Source organism: Bradyrhizobium sp. WSM1743, assembly GCF_000473065.1.
Lineage (GTDB): Bacteria > Pseudomonadota > Alphaproteobacteria > Rhizobiales > Xanthobacteraceae > Bradyrhizobium.
This window is the reverse complement of record NZ_AXAZ01000004.1, coordinates 192,410-210,047: the sequence shown is the minus strand read 5'-3', so window position 1 is coordinate 210,047 and position 17,638 is coordinate 192,410. Positions and strand designations below refer to the sequence as shown.

General features: G+C 64.0%; 16 protein-coding genes. 5 read left to right on the top strand and 11 right to left on the bottom strand.

Annotation, left to right across the window (positions count from 1 at the left end; translation table 11 throughout):
- From YU9_RS0105975 to YU9_RS0105940, 8 genes are all read right to left on the bottom strand, one after another.
- The gene (locus tag YU9_RS0105975) at positions 1–2,943 is read right to left on the bottom strand and encodes a formate dehydrogenase subunit alpha (protein WP_027571965.1); all 2,943 of its coding nucleotides are present in this window, start codon (positions 2,941–2,943) and stop codon (positions 1–3) included.
- A 2-nt stretch (positions 2,944–2,945) separates the two neighbouring features.
- Positions 2,946–3,164, bottom strand: coding sequence for a twin-arginine translocation signal domain-containing protein (locus YU9_RS0105970; RefSeq protein ID WP_027571964.1), 219 nt, complete (start codon positions 3,162–3,164; stop codon positions 2,946–2,948).
- Positions 3,165–3,193: 29 nt separating this feature from the next.
- A complete protein-coding gene (locus YU9_RS0105965; protein ID WP_027571963.1) occupies positions 3,194–3,973 on the bottom strand; it encodes a molecular chaperone TorD family protein in 780 nt (259 codons plus the stop codon).
- Between the two features lie 131 nt (positions 3,974–4,104).
- On the bottom strand, positions 4,105–4,716 hold the full coding sequence (locus tag YU9_RS0105960) for a DUF3306 domain-containing protein (RefSeq protein ID WP_027571962.1): 612 nt from the start codon (positions 4,714–4,716) through the stop codon (positions 4,105–4,107).
- Positions 4,713–5,228, bottom strand: coding sequence for a DUF3305 domain-containing protein (locus YU9_RS0105955; protein ID WP_027571961.1), 516 nt, complete (start codon positions 5,226–5,228; stop codon positions 4,713–4,715). The genes YU9_RS0105960 and YU9_RS0105955 overlap by 4 nt, the downstream gene beginning before the upstream one ends.
- Entirely contained in the window at positions 5,225–6,232 is a 1,008-nt protein-coding gene (locus YU9_RS0105950; RefSeq protein ID WP_027571960.1) for a DUF6352 family protein, read from the bottom strand. Before YU9_RS0105950 ends, YU9_RS0105955 begins: the two co-directional genes overlap by 4 nt.
- Positions 6,229–6,768, bottom strand: coding sequence for a DUF6505 family protein (locus tag YU9_RS0105945; protein ID WP_027571959.1), 540 nt, complete (start codon positions 6,766–6,768; stop codon positions 6,229–6,231). Before YU9_RS0105945 ends, YU9_RS0105950 begins: the two co-directional genes overlap by 4 nt.
- Complete coding sequence (locus YU9_RS0105940) at positions 6,765–7,505, bottom strand: biotin/lipoate--protein ligase family protein (protein WP_036017076.1); 741 nt, start codon at positions 7,503–7,505, stop codon at positions 6,765–6,767. Before YU9_RS0105940 ends, YU9_RS0105945 begins: the two co-directional genes overlap by 4 nt.
- A 164-nt stretch (positions 7,506–7,669) precedes the next feature.
- Between YU9_RS0105940 and YU9_RS0105935 the strand changes: the two genes are divergently transcribed.
- Positions 7,670–9,640 (top strand): 4Fe-4S binding protein, encoded by a 1,971-nt coding sequence (locus tag YU9_RS0105935; RefSeq protein ID WP_027571957.1) that lies wholly within the window; start codon positions 7,670–7,672, stop codon positions 9,638–9,640.
- Positions 9,641–9,675: 35 nt separating this feature from the next.
- Here YU9_RS0105935 and YU9_RS0105930 read toward each other — a convergent pair whose 3' ends face one another.
- Positions 9,676–10,965: a c-type cytochrome gene (locus tag YU9_RS0105930; RefSeq protein ID WP_027571956.1), complete on the bottom strand. Its 1,290-nt coding sequence runs from the start codon at positions 10,963–10,965 to the stop codon at positions 9,676–9,678.
- A gap of 494 nt (positions 10,966–11,459) precedes the next feature.
- Here YU9_RS0105930 and YU9_RS45465 point away from each other — a divergent pair, with 494 nt between their 5' ends.
- Positions 11,460–11,696, top strand: coding sequence for a hypothetical protein (locus YU9_RS45465; protein ID WP_036017073.1), 237 nt, complete (start codon positions 11,460–11,462; stop codon positions 11,694–11,696).
- Between the two features lie 91 nt (positions 11,697–11,787).
- Positions 11,788–11,910: a hypothetical protein gene (locus tag YU9_RS50745; protein ID WP_256375860.1), complete on the top strand. Its 123-nt coding sequence runs from the start codon at positions 11,788–11,790 to the stop codon at positions 11,908–11,910.
- Between the two features lie 7 nt (positions 11,911–11,917).
- Here the strand turns inward: YU9_RS50745 and YU9_RS0105915 are convergent, their stop codons facing one another.
- Positions 11,918–12,910, bottom strand: coding sequence for a tripartite tricarboxylate transporter substrate binding protein (locus YU9_RS0105915; protein WP_027571954.1), 993 nt, complete (start codon positions 12,908–12,910; stop codon positions 11,918–11,920).
- A 345-nt stretch (positions 12,911–13,255) separates the two neighbouring features.
- On the opposite strand from YU9_RS0105915, the gene YU9_RS0105910 reads away from it, so the two are divergent.
- Positions 13,256–14,392: a GNAT family N-acetyltransferase gene (locus YU9_RS0105910; RefSeq protein ID WP_027571953.1), complete on the top strand. Its 1,137-nt coding sequence runs from the start codon at positions 13,256–13,258 to the stop codon at positions 14,390–14,392.
- Between the two features lie 129 nt (positions 14,393–14,521).
- On the opposite strand, the gene YU9_RS0105905 is transcribed toward YU9_RS0105910, so the two are convergent.
- Positions 14,522–15,745 (bottom strand): NAD(P)/FAD-dependent oxidoreductase, encoded by a 1,224-nt coding sequence (locus YU9_RS0105905; protein WP_027571952.1) that lies wholly within the window; start codon positions 15,743–15,745, stop codon positions 14,522–14,524.
- A 440-nt stretch (positions 15,746–16,185) separates the two neighbouring features.
- Here YU9_RS0105905 and YU9_RS0105895 point away from each other — a divergent pair, with 440 nt between their 5' ends.
- Positions 16,186–17,532, top strand: coding sequence for a polysaccharide biosynthesis C-terminal domain-containing protein (locus YU9_RS0105895; RefSeq protein ID WP_027571951.1), 1,347 nt, complete (start codon positions 16,186–16,188; stop codon positions 17,530–17,532).
- The last annotated feature ends 106 nt before the right edge of the window (positions 17,533–17,638 follow it).

Genomic DNA, 17,638 nt, shown 5'->3' with positions numbered 1-17,638 from the left:
CTAAGCCGCCGCGATTTGGCAGAGAGTGACCTTGGGCTCCTGCATACCCGTCGCGGGGTCGTATCCGTAGGTGGTGATCGTGTTGGCGCTTTCGCCGAGCACGATCGGGTCGGTGCCCTTGGGATAATTGCCGCGAAGATCCTTGCCCGCGAGCCAGCCGCCGAAGTGGAATGGCATCCAGGCAACGCCCCTGCCCACGCGCTCGGTGACGAGCGCTTTCATCCTCGCCCTCGAATTGTTCTCGGCACCGGTGACCCAAACCCAGCCACCGTCCTTGACACCGCGGTCGGCGGCATCGGCAGGATTGATCTCGATGAACATGTCCTGCTGCAATTCGGCAAGCCACGGGTTGGTTCGGGTCTCCTCGCCGCCGCCCTCATATTCGACCAGACGACCGGATGAGAGGATGAGCGGGAACTGTTTTGCAATTCCCTTCTCCACGGCTGCCTTCTGCACGGAGAACCCGATATTCGGCATCCGGAACTGCTTGGCGTCGGGCAGCGTCGGATATTTGGCGACGAGGTCGACGCGCGGCGTGTAGATCGGCTCGCGGTGAACAGGAATCGGATCGGGCAAGCCGAAGGCATTCATGCGTGCCTTGCCGTTGCCGTAGGGAACGCAGCCATGCGCCAGCGCCACGCGCTGGATGCCTCCCGACAGGTCCAGTGCCCACGACACAGTGTCCGGATTGGCGGGATTGATCTTGTTGATCACGGCCATTTCCGATTCGGTGAGCTCGGTGCCCCAGCCGAGCTTCTTCAGGCTCGCCAGCGTGAACTCCGGGTAGCCGTCCTGAATTCCCGACCCCAACGAGTACGAGCCGTCCGCAAGCAGGCTCACCTTCCGGGTCGTGCCGTCCGGCAGCTTCTCCTCGCGCTCGATGCCGAACCGCGGCCGGAACGTGCCGCCGCCGTCCATCACGTGCAGATTGGTGTTGTAGAGCAGCGGCGTACCGGGATGCTTGACCTCCGGTGACCCCCAGCACGGCCAGGGCAGACCGTAATAGTCGCCGCCGACCTCGGGATCGTCCTTCGGCGCCCGCATCGTCAGCATATCGAACTTGGCCTGGTTCTTCATGTGCGCCTTGAGGCGCTCGGGCGATTGCCCGCAATAGCCGGTCGACCAGCTGCCGCGGTTCATCTCGCGCAGCACATCCTCCGCTTCAGGAAGATTGCTCTCGACCTTGATTTTCTTGAACATCTGGTCGGCGAAGCCGAGCTTCTTCGCCATCAGATAGATGACCTCGAGATCATCCTTCGATTCAAAGATTGGCTTCACGATCTGCTCGCCCCATTGCAGCGAGCGGTTGGAGGCGACGCGCGACCCCTTGCACTCGAATTGCGTGGCGACCGGCAGAATGTAGACGCCATCCTTGCGTCCCGCCTCGACGGCGAGCGAGGCCCAGGTCGTCGGGTGCGGGTCGGCAATGACGAGCAGCTCGAGCGCCTTCAGACCATTGAGGGACTCAGGAATGCGGGTGATGCTGTTGGAGGCGTGTCCCTGCACGAACACCGCCTTCACATTGTCCTTCTGCGCGACCTGATCCTTCGGCAGCGTCACCGCCTCGAACCAGCGGGTCAGCGGAATGCCGGGAGTTTCCATGATCTGCTTGGAGTCGAAGCGCGACTTCAGGAAGTCGTAGTCGACCTCCCAGACCCGCGACCAATGCTTCCAGGCGCCTTCGGCGAGGCCGTAGTAGAACGGCAGCGTGACGATATCGAGTCCGACATCGGTTGCACCCTGCACGTTGTCATGGCCACGGAAGATGTTGGCGCCCGCGCCGGCCTTACCGACATTGCCGGTCATCAGGAGCGCGATGCAGCTCGCCCGCACATTGGCGGTGCCGACGGTCTTCTGAGTCTGGCCCATGGCCCAGATGAGGGTTGCCGGCTTCTCGGTGGCGAACATCTTGGCGACGCGCTTGAGCTGCTCGCCCGGAATGCCGGTGACGCGCTCGACTTCTTCCGGAGGCCACTTCTCAACCTCTTTCTTGATGTCGTCGAAACCGTAGACGCGCTGGCGGATGAACTCCTTGTCCTCCCAGCCGTTCTGGAGAATGTGCCACATCATGCCGTAGAGCACCGGGATGTCGGTGCCCGGCCGCATCCGCACATATTCGGTCGCATGCGCGGCCGTGCGCGTCAGGCGCGGGTCGATGACGACAAAGTTGGCCTTTTGCAGCTCCTTGCCCTCGAGCAGATGTTGCAGCGACACCGGATGCGCTTCGGCCGGATTGCCGCCCAAGACGACCTGTGTCTTCGCATTGCGGATATCATTGTAGCTGTTGGTCATCGCGCCGTAGCCCCAGGTATTGGCGACGCCGGTGACGGTAGTCGAATGGCAGATGCGAGCCTGGTGATCGGTGTTGTTGGTCCCCCAGAACGCACCGAGCTTGCGGAACAGGTAGGCGCCTTCGTTGGTCATCTTGGCCGAGCCGAGCCAATAGACGGAATCGGGACCCGACTTCTCGCGTACAGCTTGAAGCTTGTCTCCGATCTCGTTGATCGCGGTGTCCCAGGACACGCGGGTCCACTGCCCACCCACCAGCTTCATCGGATAGCGCAGCCGACGCTCGCTGTGCACGAGTTCGCGCACCGAAGCGCCCTTGGCGCAATGCGAGCCGCGGTTGATCGGCGAATCCCAGCTGGGCTCCTGGCCGATCCATACGCCGTTCAAGACCTCGGCCGTCACCGTGCAGCCAACCGCGCAATGCGTGCAGATGCTCTTGCGGACGGTCGCGCCTGCGGTGAGCGGACCGGCGTTAGCTGCTTCGGCCTTACGCACGCTGCCGAGCGGCATGGTGCCAAGCGCAGCAAGCGCGCCGCCGGCAACACCGGATTTGCGCAGGAAGCTGCGGCGGTCGAGACCGCCGGCCTGTCCCGCAAGGGACTCGACAACGGAGCCCTGGCGCGGGGAATGCTGGTGTGTTCGCTTGATCAGCACGGTCAACCTCCCTTGGCCGGATAACGATTGACGCGGTAAAAAGCCTTCACGTGATCGGATTCCTTGTAGCGCGCCTTGCGCTTCTCATCGTTGTTTTCGCTGTCCGCCTGCGCGGACCCGACCAACGGTGTCGCAAGCGTCGCGCCGACACCGGCCGTGCCCAAGCCGACCTTGCGAAGGAAATCGCGGCGTCCGACCTTTGCTTTCGTCTCGTCACTCATCGCATCTCTCCCGGACCGAGGCGCCTCGGTCAGCTGGCGAATGTGAATGCTTCCGTCTCGATTTCGATGAAGGTGCGGCCGAGCGCGCCGACCGCTCGATAGAAACCGGCATCCCCGGCGCTCTCGATGTCTGCGAACAGCCGCCCCATCCAGGGCGACACATGCTTTTCGAAGAAGACGCGCTGCGCCTCGGGCGGCGCATCGAAGCGGCCGGCGGCAAGGCCCGACATGATCTCACACAGGATGGCGGCGTGATCCTCGGGTTCGGAATTGTTGGCAACCGGCTCGATGCCGAGCGTCGTCAGGTCGCCGCGCAGGCGCGACAAGGGCCGTTCGTTGAGAAAGCCCGTGAGATAATAGGAGGCATAGGGCAGCAATTCGCCGCGACCGAGCCCGACGAACAGATCGAAATATTCCCGTTCGATTTTCGCTGCGACGGCACCTGAGGCGGCGTCGGCCAGCGCCGCATGCGCGCGTCCGAGCGGCGTCGCGTCACCGCTCAACGCAGCGAGCTGATCGAGCAGGCGTTTCGATGGAGGCGCAGACAGCAGCACCGCCAGCAGCGCGTATTCCTGCGCGCGCGCCGCATCGATGGGATCGACGAGCTCGGCGGAGCCGGCTTGTTCGCCGTAGAGATCGGGCCGGAGATCATTCCGGGAAACGCCGGTGGCAGTTTCGACTGCAACCACCCGTTGTGCGGGCACGCGGGTCCAATTGGATACGGAGGGCTGGCTGATGCCTATTTTGCGCGCAAGCTGAGCAATGCCGCCCGCAGCGTCGATCGCGCGATCAAGCCCGTCATCACGCACGTGGACCTCCCATCAAAGTCCCGTCTGCTTGATTATCGCTTTTGTTACAAAGCAGTAGGCAGCGTAATCCCGGTTCCACGGACCGTCAATCGCCTGCCATAGCCTAGGCCTATAGCCTTTCGTCGTGCTGCTCAGCGCGGCAGTGCACCACCGTGCGTACGGGACCTGGCGGGCTCGGCAGATTCCACAGATCTGTCAGCCACTGCCGGTTGCACTGCAGCAGGGATTGCCACGTGCTCGGTCTCATCCGGCGGTTCAACGACATTGGAAACCATCGTCACATCGCCTCGATGCAATTCCGCCGAGGAATCTGCCGTTTCGATCGACGCCTCGGCGAAAGACTGGGCCGCCTCGCGCACGCCGCCGACAATGCGATCGACCAGTGCGGCGAGCTCTTCCGACGAGCAATCCAGTGGTCCAAAACCCGGCATCGCGGTCGGATCGTTGAAGTCCCATGCATTCTCCGCAAGCCCGACGAAGTCGCGAATGGCGGGATCGGTCGCCCAGGCGCGGCGAAGAGCCGCACGGCTCAACTCCGAAGGAATACCCTTGCTGAGGAAGGCTGTGATGTCGGTCGCCGCATTGATTTCGTCGATCGACGGCAGACTCGAGAGATCGAACTCGCTCTCGTCGTCCTTGGCCTCGGACGGCGGCGTGGGCGGCGTCGCGGCAGGCTTCGCCGGCTCCGCTCGCGATTCGCGCTTGCGGCGGGACCAACGTGCAAGGAATTCCTCCTCACTCATTCCTGTCTGCCTTCATGTTCGCGCCGTGCCAGCGCCTCCGGGTCAGCGCGCCGCCGCTCGCGCTTGACGAATTCCCGCTCGACATGGTGCTCGGCCACGAAGCTTTCAATCGCTTCGCGCAGCACCTCCGGCATCGGCACGGCCTCGACGAGATTGTCAGCGGCTTCGGTAAAGCCTTCGCCCTCAGCGGGGTCGGCGGTCACCGCGGTGACGGTATAGGGCCAGGGGCCTTCCGAGGGCGACAGCACAGTCCAGACGCTCGGACTGCCGGAGGCGAGATTGTCGCGATAGCGCGCCGTCTCGGACGGATAGAGATCGACGGTCGCGCTTCCGGCATAGAACAGGGTCGTGCCATCCTGCTCGCGAAGCACGGTCCAGGGTTGCGTCACCGGCTCGTCTGGCAGGACGGCAATTCCGCGCCAGATGAAATCGACCCAGGGCGAGTCGGCCTTGCGCCGCTCGACCACGACACCGACGGCAATCGAGAGGGATGGTAACACCGCAGGGCTCATGTCGCCATCTCCAGACATTTCACCGGCAGCCCGGTCAAAAGATTCTGCGGCTTCATCCGGAGCTTCTGATCCGCCGTCATCGACAGGATCAGGTAGACCGGTTCCTCCCCGACATCGTGAAGGGCACGGCTTGAATCCGCAAAGGTCAGCCGGAACAGCGCGAGCACACGATCGGCGTCGCGCTCGCCGAGGTCTTCGCCGTGCCACAGACGGTCGCCAAGCCTCGTCGCATCGGCATCGAGCCCGACATACCAGGTGAGCCTTGCCTCGTGCAGCGCGCGTAGCGGCTCGATCACGACGTCGACGCCGAGCAGATGGGAGACCCAGCGGGTCATCGCCTGCACCAGCGCAGCCGGTCCGCGGCCGCCCGCCGTAAGGTCGAGGGCCATGTCGAACTGGTCGCTGCGCTGCCAATAGGCCTCGGCATTCTCCTCGCTCAACACGTCGACCACTGCATCGGTGGTGGCACCCAGCATCGACATCAGAGAGAGCACGGGGGTCGGGCTCCGGCCGCCGACGATCTCCTCGTCGCCGAGCAACAGGGCGTGCTCATGCGGAAGGATGCGCTGGGTCCGGAAGAACAATTCGGCCGCGCGCAGCACGAACGGGTCATCGCAGCCATCGAGCGCGTTCCGCAGGATGACATGCACGAGCTGGTTGACGAACAGCGGCGGCAGATCGTTCGTGCCCGATCTCACCGATGCGAGATAGGCGGCTTCGAGCGTCGGGTGCCGCAACAGAAGATCGCGAAACGCCAGCACGAACTGCCAATTCTCCCGGGCATCGGCGTCGACAATCCCGGCGATTTCGCCGGCGCTGACCGCCTGGCGCGGGTCGGCGAGCAATTCGCGGTGCAGCCGGCGTTCGATCGGGCACGCATCGTCCGGCGGCATCAGCTCGGGGCGGGCAAAATAGGCCTTGAGGAACTCGTCCGTGACACGGAGCCCACCGCCCTCGTCGCGATCGAGCAGATGATGGCCACAGGCGATCCAGAAATCCTTCATCTGATGGTCGGCTCCCGGCCGAGATCCGCAAGCTTGAGATCGCCGTCAGGCACGGCCTCGTCCTCCATTTCCATGAACGAGAACGCCTTGCTGTGTCCCTGCCCTTCCCGGAGCTGCAGCCGGCGGAAGGACTCGCGGACCTCGCCATCGCTCAAGGTGCGGTGCACTGCAATAAGCGAGCTGATCGGATGGCTGCAGAGGGACTGCGAGAACGCCACCTCCTCTTCCGCTGCCGCCTTCGCTGCCGCCATGTCCGGCGCGCCGAAACGATCAACGAGTTGCCTGGCCAGGAGATCGACCAGCTTGTGGCAATCCTCCTCGGTCGCCGGAACGATCTGCGCCAGCGTCGACCAGCCCCAGGATTGTACCCCGAGGAAACCACCGCGAAACGCCGCCCGCGCCTTGCCCTCGAGCTTCGCACCGTCGCACTCCCAGAAGCGGAAAGCGCCGGAGACGGCCCATTCGCCCGGCTCTGCCGCCACGTCGAACACGAAGGTGTCGGAGGGATCGAGTGCGATGGTACGCAGGAGTTTCACAGGCGCGGTCCTCCGAGGGCCGGATCAAGCCAGGACGGCGTCGCGAGCGCCTGGACGAGGTCGCTTCGTTCGACCGTATCCGTCCCGATGCGGCGCGTCAGGACATCGCCGCAATCATCGATGCGCTGAATGGTCTGCCTTTCGCGCGGCAGCCGCGTAAGATAGTCGCGCGCGACGCTGTCAAAGCCATCGACCCGCCATCCGTCCAGCGCCAGCATCAGGTGCCGGGCGAAGCTCTCCGTGATCTGCGCCGCGCCAGCCTCGCCAAAGCCCTCCTGGTCGAGCGCCGAGGCCAGCGGGTGAACGCCTGGATTGTCATCGTTCATGCCAACCGTCCGGATCATGGCCCCGAATACCAGCCAGGGCGGCGGCGCATCCTCGGCGGCGGCGGAAGGCCAGCCCATTCGGCCGCCACCGACCAGCCCCCCGTCGACCCTGACCGCATCCGGCCAGCCGATCGTGATGGGCTTGCTCGGCGGCGCATAGGCGCGAAGCGCATCCGTGAGCGCGACCATGCCCGCGTAGAACGCGCGCCGCGCGCTGCGCAAAGGCTCGGCCGGCTCGAGCACCACGGCGAACTCAGCGAGGTCGAAGCGGCCGACATAGACCAGCGTTCCAGCGCCGCTCTCCGGTGCAATGCGGCATGCATGGGCAAAAGCGTCGCCACTCTCGCGCAGCCGCACCAACGTGAACGGCGGCGGCAGGTGGATCGGTTCCGCCAGGGAAACATGGCTCACTGGGGTCGACGGCAGGCCGTCCTCCGCTTTCCTTTTCTTCCCGATGGATAATGTCTATACGAGGCGAAGGGCCGGCGCGAGTCCGTCGTCGGCGTCCGAATGGCGGAGAGATTAACCTGGAGCAGCCAGCGAAGACCGTCCTGATCTGCTCGTGCGAAGACACGATGCGTCTCGACGTGGCTGCGATCCGGCACGGATGCCCGAACTGCGAGGTCAAGAGCTTTCACCACCTCTGCGGTGCGGATCTCGATCATTTCCGCAAGACTGCCGCGGCAGAAGGCGCGTTGACGGTCGCCTGCACACAGCAGGCCGCGCAGTTTTCGGACGAGGCCGGCGAACGGCCTGATGCAATCAACTTCGTCAATATCCGCGAAACGGCCGGCTGGTCGCACGAGGGCGCGCGCGCTGGCCCAAAGATGGCCGGCCTGCTCGCAGCCGCCTCCGTCTCGGCCCCGGACTATCCGCTCGTCACCTTGTCGAGCGAGGGCGTGATCCTGATCTACGGCCGCGATGAGGCCGCGATCGAGGCCGGCCGCCTGCTTGCCGATCACCTCGACGTCACGGTGATGCTGAAGCAGCTCGATGACACGGTGCCGCCAGCTGCAACGGTCTTCCCGATCGTGCAGGGTACGATCCGCTCAGCGAAGGGGCATTTCGGCGCGTTCGAGCTTGCAATCGACGACTATGCGCGTCCCCGCCCCTCCTCGCGCGATCGTTTCGTGCTGGACCCGCCGCGAAGCGGCGTCACCTCGCGCTGCGATGTCGTGCTCGATCTGTCCGGCGATTTGCCGCTGTTTCCCGCTCACGACCTGCGCGACGGCTATCTTCGCGCCGACCCAAAAGATCCCGCTGCGGTGCTGCGCGCCGTGCTGACCGCGCGCGATCTCGTCGGCAGCTTCGACAAGCCGAAATATATCGACGTTGCGCCCGCTCTTTGCGCCCATTCGCGCTCGAAGCGCACGGGCTGCCATCGCTGCCTCGATCTCTGCCCGACCGGGGCGATCACGCCTGACGGCGATCATGTCGCAATCGATCCGAACATCTGCGCGGGCTGCGGCCAATGCGCGGCTGCCTGCCCGACCGGCGCGGTCTCCTACGCGCTGCCGCCCGCCGATGCGCAGCTCCAGAGAATTCGCGCCATGCTGCTCGCCTATCGCGAGGCCGGTGGCGCGAATGCAGTGCTGCTCTTTCATGACAGCCCGCACGGCACACCTCTGATCGAGGCCCTCGCGCGGCATGGCGACGGCCTGCCGGCGAACGTGCTTCCCTTTGCCGTCAACGAGCTCACGCAGGTGGGGCTGGAAGCGGTCGTCGGCGCTTTCGCCTATGGCGTATCCGCTGTGCGCTTCCTGCTCCGTGCCAAGCCGCGCCACGATGTGACTGGATTGTCGCAGACGATCGCAATGGCCGAAGCGATCCTCGGCGGACTTGGATTTGCGGGCCGTCGCCTCGCCACCATCGAAACGGACGATCCCGATGCGCTCGGCGAGCATTTGACTGATATCGACGCGCTCGCCACGGTCGCGACGCCAGCGACCTTCAAGACCGTCGGCAAGCGGCGCGACCTCTTGCGGTTCGCCCTGAGCGAGTTGCATCGAGTGGCGCCGCAGCCGGTCGACGTGATCGCGCTGCCACAGGGTGCGCCGGTGGGCGCAATCACGGTCGATACCAATGGCTGCACGCTGTGCCTCTCCTGCGTCTCGGTCTGCCCGACCGGCGCGCTGCGCGACGATCCCGAGCGGCCCGTGCTGAAATTCATCGAGGATGCCTGCGTGCAATGCGGCCTGTGCCAGAGCACCTGTCCGGAAAAGGTGATCAGCCTCAAGCCGCAGATCGATTTCCGCGCCGCGCGCGCTCCCGCCGCGATTATCAAGGAAGAGGAGCCCGCACTCTGCGTCCGCTGCGGCACCCCCTTCGGCGTCAAGAGCACGATCGACCGCATCGCTGCCAAGCTCGAAGGCCGGCACTGGATGTATCCGGCCGGCGACAAGCGGATCGAGGCACTCAGGATGTGCGCAGACTGCCGCGTTGTCGTCATGAGCGAACAGCAATTCGATCCGTTCAAGGGCATTCCGGAACGAACGCCGCCGCGGACGACGGACGACTATCTGCGCCAGCGCGAGGGCAAGGAGTAGGCGAAGCGGACGTCTTCGCAAGGCTGGAAGGGGGATTATCGCGACGTCGCGCGGCCCAGAAACTCGGTGAGTGCGCGCCGGTCCTCGGCCGAGCCGATGCGCTGCTCCGGCATCTTGGTGCCGGGGGTATAGGTATTCGGCCCCACCTCGAACAGCTTTGCGACCGTCTCCGGCGTCCAGATGATGTCCATCGTCTTCAGTGCATCGGAGAAGCGATAGCCTGGGAGCGATGCGATCCTGCGGCCGTACAATCCGGCAAGTGTCGGGCCGGCGCGCTGAACCTCCTTGTCCGACAGCGTATGACAGGCAACACACGCCCGAAATACATCGGCGCCATGATCGCCGGCATAGGCGGCGAGCGGATCGGCCGGTGTGCCGCTCAGACCTGAGCCGATCGGATCGCCGGTGCGTGCATTCCAGCGCCTGATCCTGCCGTCCGAACCACCCGTCATGAGTGTCTCGCGATCCGGAAGGAAGGCGACCGACCACACCGGCAGCCCGAGCCCAACCAGCGTGCGCAGCAGGTTGCGGGACTTGCGATCGATGATCGCCACGGTGCCGCCGATGCCGGCCGCAGCGATCAGTGCGCCGTCCGCCGACATTGCCAAAGCCACCACCGGTGTCGGACTGGCCGCAACCTCGCCGCTGACCTTGCCGTCCGTGGTCAACATGCGCAGCCTGCCATCGACCGCGCCTGTGACGATTTCACCATCCGGCGCCACGGCCACCGCGTTCAGCGGCGCCGGCAACATCACGATTTCAGGCTGGCCATCCGGCAAACCCCAGATGCGCAGCGCAAGATCGTAGCCGACGCTGACAAGTCTGCCGTCCGGCAGGAAAGCGACACCGTTGACGTTCTGCGTATGCCCTTCGAGGACGCGGGACGTGCCGTCCGATAGCGACCAGAGGCGCACCGTCCGGTCCCATGAAGCCGATGCGAGAAGCGCCCCATCGGGCGACACAGCAAGCGCCACGATCGGTGCGACATGTCCCTCCAGCACCCGGTCAGGCTCCGGCCGGCCTGCCGTCCACACTGCAATGCGGGCATCGGAACCGGCCGTGATCATGCGGCCGTCTTTCAGAAAGAGGACGGCATTGACGCCATCAGCATGATACCGCAGCACTTGCTCTGCGGTATCCGCTTTGAGCGACCAGCGGATGACCCTCGTGTCGAAGCTGCCGGAGAGAAGGCTGCCTCCATCGGGCGAGATGGCAAGAGCCCGTATCGGGCCACCGTGTCCGACCATGTCGGCCTGCACGGATGACGCGGCAAAGATGGCCCAGAGCGCTGCGGCCACCTTTGCATATAAAGGTGATCTGTTCATTCCCGGCCGGCCCTGCTGACATTCACGGCCTCAAGATTGCCAGAACAGGCAACCGAATTGAATATCCGGAAGCGGTCTACTTGGGCGGTGCCGTCGTGGTTTTGGACGATCCCTCAGGGGCGGCCTGCATTCGAGGCGGACTCTGGCCTTGAGGACTTTCGGCCGGCGCACCACCCGAACCTGTATTGATCGGGCCCGTCCAACCTTGCGGCTGTGCTTGGCCCTTTTCTTCGGGTCGGGTCTGCGTCGGCGACGAGCCAGTTTGCGCGGGCTGGGCCAAGGCGCTCTCAACAAAGCAAAGTGCTGCGAAGCACAAAATCGTTCTCTGGAGTTTCACGCAAGGTCTCCGATGCGCTCACTATGCCTGCAAGAAACTTGCAAAGGCTCCTTCCGTTCCGAATCGTGCAGCGCAACAGCCGGGCTCGCGCATCCTCCGCCTTGAATGCCGATCGCCCGGACACTAGATTCTGGCTGCTCACGTCAAGGAAGACGGCATGCAGGAGCGAACGGGGCCAATTCTGCGGATGATTGCGCGGCTGCGCGTTCTTCGTGCCATTGATGGCCTGCAAGATCCCGCCGCGCGAGAAGCCTCGCCTTTCCTCCTGCTCGTTGCCGTCGTGCTCGCGCTGCTGCTCGCAATCTTGGAAGTCGATTTGAATAGCGCCGGGCTTCAGTCCCTTGGCTTGATGGGTAATGCGTTTTCCGCCGATCCCGTGTTCAAGAGCCCATAGGACCGCGGAAGCCTTGGAGCGATCAACGAGCTTGCTCGCAACAAGCCGTGTCGTATAGATGGCTTGCTGGTCCAATCGAGGGAGGCTGAGGATGAAGGCTTTTTTGCTTGGCTGCGTCGCGGCCCTGGTGATCGCAGTTGCGGGGATGGTGATCTTGAATAGCGTTCAGGAGCCCGTCGCGCAGGCGTTTGCGACGACCGGGGTGCGTCTCTGAGAAGCGCTCAGTCGCGCTTGAGCCCGATCGACTTGACCATGGGAGCGAGGCGCGTGAGCTCGTCCTCGACGAGGCGCTGGAATTTATCGGGGCCTGAATCGATGTCCGGCTCCAGACCTTGCGAACGATAGCTTTCCTGCAACTGAGAATCAGCCATCGCCGTGCGGGTCGCCGCAGCGATCCGCTCCACGATCGCATCCGGGGTTGCTCTTGGGGCAAACAGGCCGAACCAGCCGGCATATCTGAGGCCGGGCATGCCGGATTCGATGACCGTCGGAATTTCCGGCGCACCACTCAACCGCCGGTCGCTCGTCACGGCGATCAGCCGCAGCTTGCCCGCAACGTGCAATTGCAGGATCTGGCTCGAGACCACCGCAATGACCGAGTTGATCTGGCCACTGACGAGGTCGTTGGTCGCGGGCCCCATGCCCCGGTAAGGGACGTGGACCAAGTCCGCCGCAAGAGCCGATTGCTGCCTGAACATCTCTCCGACGAGATGGTTGCCGGTGCCGACCCCCGGAGTGCCATAGGAAAGCCCGCCCGGATTGGCCTTCGCAAAAGCCGCCAGCTCCCGCAGATCCTTCACCGGCAGGGACGGATGAACTGCGAATGCAAGCGTGCTTGTAATCAGCCGATAGATGGCGCGGAAATCGCGAACCGTGTCGTAGGCAGGCTGCGCCGATGACAACGGAATGGTCACTTGGGTGCTGCCATTGCCGAGCAGAAGCGAGTAGCCGTCCGGTGCGCTCTGCGCTACCGCGGCGGAGCCGATCGCACCGCCTGCGCCGCCGATATTCTCGACATGGACCGGGCCCAGCAGCGGAGCGACCTTTTCGGCCCAGGGACGGCCGATCTGATCACCCGCGGCGCCAGCCGAATAGGGAATGACCAGCTTGATGGAGCGGGTGGGGTAATCGTCGGCGGTTGCACCACCGGGCCAGGCAGCCAGCGCCGCAAGGCGCGCCGCGGTATCGAGCAGTTCTCGCCGTGAGAGGGACATCTTCTGCGTATTCGGGACCGAGCAGATTATCTTGCACGAATGAAGGGCCCCGAAAATCCACACGGGGAGATCGCTGCCCTGCGCTCTGCGAGCGGCAGAGGCCGCGCAAGCTGCGTCGCGATTCTGCCGAGGTCGACGGTCCACCGCAACTCACCGGCGCGAGCCGATCTTGAGGCCCCAAGTATATCCGTCTCCGGCCTTTTAAGAATTTGGTAACGATACGAACATGGTTGAACGCGTTAATGCAAATCGCACGCCGCCGGTGTCTGACCCGTAACGACCTTGCTATAAGCGCAGCTACGGCTCGATCGGCGCTCGCGAATGACCTGGTTTTCTTGATTGCTCATGAACAAGCTTAGCAACACATTCGACATCGTCATCGAGCAGTCGTTCGACTTTCTGTCTCCTGAATATGCAGAGCTGTTTGATCGCTCGGCTGCCACTGCGTTCCAGCATCCGATCTGGCTGCATAGCCTCTACACTGGGCTCGCGCCGGAAGCGGGTGCAACAGCTCTGGTGGTCGTGGTCCGCTACCGCGCGTCGGGGGTCCTTGCGATGGTGCTGCCCCTGCTCCGGATCCGGCGTGGTCCGATACGAACCGTCGAGTTCGCCGACCTCCGCGTTTCCGACTATCTGGCGCCGGTTTGCAGCCCGGACGTGTTTTCGCAACTGCTCGACGACGCCGCTGCATGCGCGCAGATTCGGCGTCTTGTCCGCCCCTTCGATCTGCTCCGAATGGCCAAGCTGCCCGACGCCCGCCTTCCGATCGAAAACCTTCTGGCCAGGTCCCGCCGCGTATCGATGGACACCAATGCCTACGCCACGGTTCTCGTCGCGCCGTTCGAGCAATGGCGGGCCAGCGCGATGGATCGCTCCTATCAGAAGGAGCTCGCAAAGAAGTATCGTCAGCTCCAGAAGAAAGGCGCGCTGAGCTTCTCATGCTGCGGCGACAGCGCCTCCGTGCTCGAGGCGCTGGACGTGATGAAGAAGTTTCGCGGCCCGCGCTTTCACGCACAGGGTGACGGAGATCTGCTGCAGCGCCCCGAATATTACGGCTTCTATTCCGACGTCGCCCTACGTGGCCTGGGCTCCTTTGTCCGCCTCTATGCCATGAAGATGGACGGCGAAGTCATTGCCGCCGTGCTCGGACTGTGCCACCGGGGCAGCTTCCTCGTCATCATGAGCGCCTTCGATATCGCCGGCTACAAGAGCCAGTCCCTCGGCGCGTTGATGTTCGAACAGGTGGCGCGGGATTGTATCGAGCGCGGAGATCAGATGCTCGATTTCACCATTGGCGATGAGCCGTACAAGAAATTGTTCGGCGGGCAGCCTTCGCCGATGTGGGCGGTCACGCAGGTCGGCAGCACCATGGGCGCCATCGCCCTGTTCGCGCTGAAGCAGGCTCCCTGGCTCAAGCTGGCGGCCAAGCGGCTGTCGGATTTGAGGCTCCAGCCCGCCCGCACCCCAACTGCCATGCGCTGACCGACGGCAGGCCGCAGGGGCGCAGAAGCGAGAGCATGATCCGGAAAAGTGTGCAGCGGTTTTCCGAAAGGATCATGCTCAAACAATAACCTAAAGCGCGATGACGATTCATCCTGATCTCATCGCGCTTTAGGCGCGCAACGCTCCGCGGACACGCCCGAGCCAGCCCGGGTTCATTTGATCGACGCGGTGTGCAAGACTGCGCCGCAGGAAGTGCAACCGTCGCCGCACGTCCCAGCCGATATCGTTGCGGGACGTCAGCGCCTGGCGGAAGCGCGCCATCTTCAACGACTGCTGGTCCGCCGCGATCTTGTCGCGATCGGAATAGAACTGCGAAATCTTCTCCCGGCCCATGCCCGCGGTCATGAGCCACCGCGGCACGTATTCGGTGCAAAGACGGTCGACGTCCACCAGCAGGCGGGCGACGCCCGTGCCGGCGGCCGGACAATTGGTCTGGAACGCATCGCCGATGAGCACGACGCCGGGCTGGAGATGTCCCTCGACGACAGTCAGATCCATCACCCAATTCTGGACCCGGTCGGTCACGCGGAAATCGCCGAGGTAGGATTGCAATCCCGGCAGCAGGCGCAAAACTGTTGCTTCCGGTTCGCGACGCAACTCGCGCATGATCGGATCGGTCGGATCGCGGAACATGAAGAGATTGGCCCGCATGCCGGCACGAACGGGAAACAGGCTGAGATAGTCGATGCCGTCTGCCGTACGCTCGCCATAGCAGGTCAACGCCTCGAAATCGAACGGGCGACCATCCTTGCGCGCGATCGTGAAGCCGAACGAAACCGAATGGCGCTCGGCCAGCACGCGCCGCCTGATGCCGAGCTTGTAACCCAGGACTCCCGCCATGCCCGTGGCGAGAACAACAAGGCGAGCCGTCAGACGCCGTCCGGAGGCCAGCTCGAGATGCTGGACGTCGTCGCTACTGCTGATCGCTGTGACTTCGTCGACGATCAGGTTGGATGGATCGGGCAACTGGCTGCGTGCCATGGCGACGAGATCGGCATAGGGAAATCCGTAAGCCTGGCCGACGCTGACATCGACCACTTTGCCCTCCCGGATATTGAGCACCCGATCATATCGGCAAGCGGCATCGTCGAGCGCGCTGAGGAAGCCCAGCTTGCGGAGCAACTCCAGCTGATGACCGCCGATCTTTTCGACCCGGAACTCGTCCGGATAGACCGCCCGCTTGTCGACGAGAGCAACGCGATGCCCTGCCCGCGCCAGCACGGCCGCCGCAAGGGATCCCGCAAGGCCGCCGCCGACGATGGCGATGTCCGAGGCGATCGTTGCGCTCTCGCCCCCACCGATCGGCTCGGTCACGGTTCTATCCGTCGTCATGGCTCCTGCTCCCACGGTTAACGGCGCTTCCAGTGCAATTCTCTCGCCTGATGTCGCATCGCAGAGCCGAGCGCGATCATTTCCGGCGATTGAGGTTAACGACCGGAAGTGCCGGGTTCGCGGCCGCCATCGCGGCACGCCTCTTGCTCGGGATGCCCTGCAAATTCCGGATTCCGACGTCTTGGCGGCCGATCCCCGCGAGCAGTCCGCACTCAAACGGCTGATCTCGCCTTCTTCGGTCGTCGATGCGGCGCTATGCCGTCAGTCGATCGAGCCGGACTTTGCACGGTTTGGGACGATGGGGACGGCGATGTTCCAGAGTGAAGCAACCGGCGTAACCGCGAAATCGTCGCGACTGGCGAGATCTTGCGAGCCGTCCATTAACACTCACGATTCTTCGGCATGCTAGGGTGTCGCCGGTATCGGAACATGTCCCTTCCATGATCGAATCCATCCTCCAGTTCATGCGGCGCGATGTCACGCGCGGTGTTGTCGGGACCATCCTTCTCAAGGTTGGCAGCGGCGTGCTCGCGTTTGCATTGTTCTCGCTGGCGGCGCGAACGATGTCGCCTGATGGCTTCGGCATCTTTGCGACCTGGCTTTCGGTGGCCCAGATCGCTGCCGTGGTGGGACTGGTCGGCCAGGAATCCCTGCTGGTGCGATTCCTGAACGAGTATCAGGTCGGCGAAAGACCTGATCTTACCAAAGGCGTCCTCCTATCGAGCTTGAAGATCGCCTCGCTCGCACTGCTGATCGTGATCGCTGGGATCGCCGTCGCGGCGATCGTGAGAGGCGACTGGTGGCTGCTGATCCTTGCGGTGTCGGCCTACACGGCCGTCAATGGCGGCGTGATGCTTGGAAGCCAGATCGCACGCTCGCTGGTCAGCATTCTCATGGGCGAGGGAAATCGCGAGTTCTTCTGGCGGGTCATCGTCGTCCTGTTCCTGCTCGCCATGCTGCTCGGGCATCGGCAACTCGATCCCGCCGAGTTGTTCGCGGTGATGACAATGGCCATGTCGGCGGGCCTGGTTGCGCAGATCGTTTCGATCGCGCGCGTGCTGCCGGATTTGCGCGGTACGCCGGCGCGCTCCGAGACGGCCCGCTGGCGATCGAGCGCCCTTCACTTCTGGCTCGCATCGATCCTCGAAGTCGCCAACCAGTATTTCGACGTCATTCTGGTCTACTGGATGCTGGATCCGGCGACCGCGGGAATCTACTTTGCCGCCTCGCGCCTCGCCAACATCTTCGCCATGTTGTCCGCAGCGCTGTACACGTTCGGCGCGCGCCGGCTTCCTTCGCTGTACTTCAGCAAGAACCACCAGGAGTTCGAGCGGACTTTGCAATTGATGGCGGAAGTGACCGCGCTTTGCGTTGTCGCCGGTCTCGCCACGATCTGGATCGGCGGCCCCTATCTCCTCAACCTGTTCGGACCTCATTTCACGGCACAGCACTCGGTCTTGATCGTCCTCGCAATCGGAACGGCCATCCAGGCGGCGGGCGGCCCGTCTGCTGCGATCCTGCAGCTGACCGGCCATGAACGAATCTATGTTCCCGTCGTTGCCGCCAACGTCGCGCTGCGGCTCGCGGGATTTCTCGTCCTCATTCCCTGGCTCGGCGTGCTTGGCGCGGCGATTTCGGCCACAGTGTCGCTCGCGCTCGCGACCATCGCCCTGAACGTTCTCTGCCGCCGGCGGAGCGGGGTGGATCCTTCCGTTCTCGTGCTCCTGCGCTTCTCTGCATCGAGGCGCGGCACCTATGCAGTCCGTAGTGCGGACTCACGTGACTAGGTGTCATCACGCCGTCGCTCGGGTCCGCAGTCACGCGCCGGCAGCGCGCAGGACCGATTGGTTAACGCGCCCGCTGTGCGCCATCCGGGAACCAGCGGAAATGCTG